Source organism: Nocardia sp. NPDC003999 (assembly GCF_053604885.1).
In genome coordinates, this window is record NZ_JBSGIB010000048.1 from 1 (window position 1) to 5431 (window position 5431).

The window sequence follows — 5431 nt, forward strand, 5'->3', positions numbered from 1 at the left end:
CACCTCACCGGTCGTCTCCGGGTCCAGACCGCCGCTTGCTCCTTCGTCGCGTACGCGGCGGCCGCGCACACGCGAGCCGGGCCGCGAACGGAACAGGCTCGGTCTCGCTCCGCTCGAAAGACGTGGTTGCGGTGCGCTGGGCGCGTCGGCATATGAACTCGAGACATGACCAGGACCAGGACCAGGACCACGCGAACACGCGGGTGCCGTTGCAGCGTCACGTGCTCGGACCCGCACAGTCGTTGCTGCGGTGCACGAGGCTCGCCCTTTCGCGACCCACGTGGCGGCGCGCAAACGTCGGCCGGGCCGCGAACGGAACAGGCTCGGTCTCGCTTCGCTCGAAAGAACGTGGTTGCGGTGCGCTGGGCCAGAACGACCGATGGCCGCCCACGTCGGGGCGGCCATCGGCACGATTCGGCGCGGGGCATCGCCCCGCCGAACTCAGACGCGAACGATCAGCGCGTCACCCTGTCCGCCGCCGCCGCAGAGCGCGGCCGCGCCGACGCCGCCGCCGCGGCGCTTCAGCTCCAGCACCAGGTGCAGCAGGATGCGGGCGCCGGACATGCCCAGCGGGTGGCCGATGGCGATGGCGCCGCCGTTGACGTTCACCTTCTCCGGGTCGATGCCCAGCTTGCGGGTGGACGCGATGCCGACGGCGGCGAACGCCTCGTTGATCTCCACCAGGTCCAGGTCGGCGGGCGAGATGCCCTCGCGTGCGCAGGCTTTGGCGATCGCGTTGGCGGGCTGGTCCTGCAGCGTCGAATCCGGACCCGCGACCACACCCGCCGCACCGATCTCGGCGATCCAGCTCAACCCCAGCGACTGCGCCTTCTCCTTGCTCATCACCACGACCGCCGCGGCTCCGTCGGAGATCTGCGACGCGGTACCCGCGGTGATGGTGCCGTCCTTGCGGAACGCCGGACGCAACTTACCCAGCGACTCCACCGTGGTGTCGGCGCGAATGCCCTCGTCCGTGGTCACCAGCACCGGATCACCCTTGCGCTGCGGCACCGCGACCGGGACCACCTCGTCGTCGAACACGCCGTTCTTCCACGCCGCCGCCGCACGCTGGTGTGAAGCCGCCGCGAACGCGTCCTGATCCTCGCGGCTGATCCGATCGGCCTCGTTGCGCGCTTCGGTCAGCGCGCCCATGGCCTGATCGGTGAAGATGTCGTGCAGGCCGTCGTAGGCCATATGGTCACGCAGCGTCACGTCGCCGTACTTGAAGCCCTCCCGGCTCTTCTCCAGCATGTGCGGCGCCCGGCTCATCGACTCCTGGCCACCCGCGACGACGATCTCGTACTCGCCCGCCCGGATCAGCTGGTCGGCCAGCGCGATCGCGTTGATGCCCGACAGGCAGACTTTGTTCAGCGTCAGCGCGGGCACGTCCATCGGGATGCCCGCCGCCACCGCCGCCTGCCGGGCCGGGATCTGGCCCGCGCCCGCGGTGAGCACCTGACCCATGATCACGTAGTCGACCTGGTCGGGCGCGACACCGCCCTTCTCCAGCGCCGCCTTGATCGCGAACCCGCCCAGATCGGAACCGCTGAAGTCCTTCAGACCTCCGAGCAGCCTGCCGACCGGGGTACGCGCACCGGAGACGATCACGGAAGTGGTCACGACGAGCCTCGCATTCGTAGATCGGACCTGCTCGCGCCCACACCGGGCAATGCGAGAGCAGGTGTTCTACTCAACGGTAGCGGGTGCGTCACGCGCGCCCCGTGCCAGGTCGCGCTACTTTCGAATGGTGAGCAACGTTACCGAACAGTCATCTTTCATCCCCGCGGACTACGTGACCGCGGTGGACCACGTCGGCATCGCGGTGCCGGATCTCGACACCGCGGTCGCCTGGTACGCGGAGAACCTCGGCATGATCGAGACCCATCGCGAGGTCAACGAGGCTCAGGGCGTGCACGAGGCGATGCTGTCGCTGCCCGGCGCACCCGACCGCGCCACTGCCCTGCAGTTGCTGGCACCGCTCAACGCGGAATCGACGATCGCGAAGTTCATCGACCGCAGCGGGCCCGGCTTGCAGCAACTGGCCTACCGGGTGACCGACATCGAGGCCGTCTCCGCGTACCTGCGCGCCAAGGGTCTGCGTTTGCTGTACGAGGCTCCACGGCACGGAACGGCCGATTCTCGCATCAATTTCATCCACCCGAAGGATGCTGGAGGTGTGCTGATCGAGTTGGTCGAACCGAACGCTAATGTTACGCACTAGTATCGGCGTCAGGTCGGGAAAACTCGTTGGAATGACATTCGCAGTCGAGTCACCATCGGCTGTCTTCAGGCTGTAGTTTGTGTGCCATGTCGTCACCCGAGTCCGATCGCAATCGCTTCGTTGCACTGCCCTTCACCGTTGTGCGCAAGGGTTATGCGCAAGACGAGGTGCGTAATTACTTCGACCGCTTCGACGCGGAACTGAGAGTCACCGCCACCGACCGCGATGCGGCTGCGGCACAAGCACGTAACCTCGCGAGCCAGCTGGAAGACGCGCGCGACGAGATCGACGAACTCCGCAAGGAGGTCGACCGACTCTCGGTGCCGCCGACCACCGCGGAAGGCATGTCCGACCGCATCTCCCGCATGCTCCGTCTCGCCTCCGACGAGGCGTCCGAGGTCCGTGCCCTGGCGCAGGCCGAAGCCGCCGAGATGGTGTCGATCGCCGAGCAGCAGGCCACCGAGATGCGTGGCAAGTACGAGTCGCTGCTCGCGGAGACCAAGGAGAAGCGCGAGGCGCTCGAAATCGAATTCGAGCAGACCCTCGCGAACGCACGCACCGAGTCCGCCAAGATCATCGAGGCCGCTCAGGCCGAGGCCGACCGCATCGCGAAGGAAGCCGACGCGAAGCGCAAGGCCACCCAGCAGGACTTCGAGGCCACCATGGCCGAGCGTCGCACCAAGCTCACCCGCGCCATGGAAGAGCTGGAAGCCACCAGCCGCGCCGAGGCCGCCCAGCGGATCAAGGACGCGACCGACGAGGCCAACCGCCTCATCACCTCCGCCACCCAGACCTCCGAGCGCAAGATCGCGCACGCGAAGGAGCTGGCCGAGGAGATGCGCGTGCTGCGCGGCCGCGTGCTCGCCCAGCTCCTCGGTATCCGCGGTCAGCTCGACTCGGTGCCCGCGATGCTCGCCGCGGTCAACCGGGAAAGCGAATTGCTGGACGGCGTTCCGGATCAGCGCAAGTCGATCGGCGGCAACACCAAGTCGGTCACCGGTTCCCGTCAGAAGGCGATCCCCGAGGTCGCCACCGAGGACGACGATATCGACTCGGAAGAGCGCGAGAGCGCCGACGTCAGCAACTGACGTCGGACTGAGGCGACTACAGCAAAACTGAACCGAATTCACCGAAGGCCGCCCCCACCGGGGCGGCCTTCCTTAATTCCGCACCCGTTTGCTGGGCATCAGGACCAGCGTCGGGTGATCTTCCGAGTACGGCGACCGTTCCAGCACCCGCGATGCCAATGCCTGCGGTCGTCTTCTCCGCCATGAGCGGGCCACGCGACGAGGTGCGCGACGCCGGGCGGAATCTCGTGGTCACAGCCCGGGCAGCGGTAGGTCTTCACAGCGCGGGTGCCCGGAATGGTGCGGACCACGTAAGTCTCGTCACCGTCCGGGCCTGATTCGGTCCGTCCGAAGACATCGCCGATCGGCGCGCCTCCCGACCGCGAGTGATCAGCGTGGCGATCCGAACGCGGTTTCCGGCGGGGCATGCGACAAGCCTATTACTCGGCCGCGTGCGCCCCGCACGCCCCCGAGTTCAGAACAAGCGGAATTCGTTGCTCTCCGTGCCACGCAGGGCGTCGTAATCGAGTGTGAGGCAGCGGATACCGCGATCCTCGGCAAGGGTGCGCGCCTGCGGCTTGATCTGCTGGGCGGCGAAAACGCCCGCCACCGGAGCCAGCAGCGGATCCCGGTTCAGCAACTCGAGGTAGCGGGTGAGCTGTTCGACGCCGTCGATCTCACCGCGCCGTTTGATCTCCACCGCCACGGTGCCGCCGTCGGCGTCCCGGCACAGCAGGTCCACCGGGCCGATCGCGGTCATGTACTCGCGGCGGATGAGCGTGTAGCCGGTGCCGAGCGTATGCACGTGCTCGGCCAGCAGCTCTTGGAGATGAGCCTCCACACCGTCTTTCACCAAGCCCGGGTCCACGCCGAGTTCGTGGGAGGAGTCGTGCTCGATGTCCTCGATGGTGATGCGAAGTTCCTCGCCGGCCTTGTTGGCGACGACCCACAGCGCCTTCGCTCCCTCCGGGAGCTGCGCGTCGCCGTTGCGTTCCTCCAGCCAGCAGGGCGGGCTCATCCAGTTCAGCGGCTTGTACGAGCCGCCATCGGAGTGCACGAGCACCGAGCCGTCCGCTTTCACCAGCAGTAGCCTGCGGGCCATCGGAAGATGGGCGGTGAGTCGCCCTACGTAGTCGACCTGACAGCGAGCAATCACTAGGCGCACCCAAGCACTGTAGGCGAACGCCCGCACGCCCCCGTCGTCAGCCCATGAGCAGAATCGCCGCGAGAACCACGCTGACGGCGAGCAGGGCGCTTTCGATCCGGGTCAGCCGCCGACGGGTGGTCGTCCTGGCCCAGACCATGCAGAACCCGACTACGGTGCCGATCATCAACGCCACCATGTGGCCGACCTGGGTGAAGGTGTGCTCGATGAGCACACCCTCGACCGCGACGATGAACCAGAGCGTCGACCAGGCGGCGCGCCACCGGTAGGGCAGGGCGGCCACCAGCGCGCCGACCAAAGCCATGGCGCCGTAGCTGACACCGACGTCTTCGGCCCAGCGGATGCTCGTGGGCACCCATCCGGCCTCAACGCCCACCCACAGCCCCGCCGCGACGAACAACGTGGCGCCGATGTGGCCGGCCAGGAAAACCCGCACCAACCGCAACGCGCCGAAGCGCAGTTCGGCGAGAGCGAGCAGACAGGCCAGCAGCGGGATGATCACCCACGACCCGACGACGTCGCCGATCACGAACGCGCTTGCCAGCAACGTCCCGATCCGGCCGTCCAGCAGGTTGTGCAGGTTCGTGCTCGCGTGCAGAACCACCCTCGTCTGCGCGGAGTCGCTCAGGACGGAGAAGATCGCCGAGACGACGACCAGCCCCGCCAAGTACACAGCCGTCGCGGGCAGCCTCGGCCGCCACCAACGCGGTCGCGTCGAGGTGGCGGGGGCTGGCGGCGCCGGGTGACCCGGCGTCGTCGCGACGACCATACATACCTCCGTTGTTCGCGCGGGACAGCGATCCGTCTCCACCATCCATCATCGTCGTCCGCGCGCTGTGTGTGCTTGTAGTTCCCTCTGAAATTGCTGCGAAACGTTCTCGCCGCATAAATGACGAAAGGCCCTCGACGGTGTCGAGGGCCTTTCGTGAAAGGATGTTCCGGCGGTGTCCTACTCTCCCACACCCTGTCGAGTGCAGT

6 protein-coding genes are annotated in these 5431 nt (G+C 67.3%); 2 read left to right on the forward strand and 4 right to left on the reverse strand.

Features of this window, described 5'->3' with window-relative positions:
• Window positions 1-441: 441 nt before the first annotated feature.
• Window positions 442-1620, reverse strand: coding sequence for an acetyl-CoA C-acetyltransferase (locus ACWESM_RS36510; RefSeq protein ID WP_355081520.1), 1179 nt, complete (start codon window positions 1618-1620; stop codon window positions 442-444).
• 127 nt (window positions 1621-1747) lie between these two features.
• Between ACWESM_RS36510 and mce the strand changes: the two genes are divergently transcribed.
• Complete coding sequence (mce, locus tag ACWESM_RS36515) at window positions 1748-2221, forward strand: methylmalonyl-CoA epimerase (RefSeq protein ID WP_356966872.1); 474 nt, start codon at window positions 1748-1750, stop codon at window positions 2219-2221.
• A gap of 86 nt (window positions 2222-2307) precedes the next feature.
• Window positions 2308-3309 carry a coiled-coil domain-containing protein gene (locus ACWESM_RS36520; RefSeq protein ID WP_355081524.1) on the forward strand — a complete coding sequence of 334 codons (1002 nt, stop codon included), beginning with the start codon at window positions 2308-2310 and terminating at the stop codon, window positions 3307-3309.
• A 98-nt stretch (window positions 3310-3407) separates the two neighbouring features.
• On the opposite strand, the gene ACWESM_RS36525 is transcribed toward ACWESM_RS36520, so the two are convergent.
• From ACWESM_RS36525 to ACWESM_RS36535, 3 genes are read right to left on the reverse strand one after another with little or no spacing between them, the layout of a single operon-like run.
• Window positions 3408-3716, reverse strand: coding sequence for an ATP/GTP-binding protein (locus tag ACWESM_RS36525; protein ID WP_356966870.1), 309 nt, complete (start codon window positions 3714-3716; stop codon window positions 3408-3410).
• A 47-nt stretch (window positions 3717-3763) separates the two neighbouring features.
• Window positions 3764-4453: an endonuclease NucS gene (gene nucS / locus ACWESM_RS36530; RefSeq protein WP_355081528.1), complete on the reverse strand. Its 690-nt coding sequence runs from the start codon at window positions 4451-4453 to the stop codon at window positions 3764-3766.
• Window positions 4454-4490: 37 nt separating this feature from the next.
• Window positions 4491-5222 (reverse strand): rhomboid-like protein, encoded by a 732-nt coding sequence (locus tag ACWESM_RS36535; RefSeq protein ID WP_355081530.1) that lies wholly within the window; start codon window positions 5220-5222, stop codon window positions 4491-4493.
• Window positions 5223-5431: the final 209 nt, after the last annotated feature.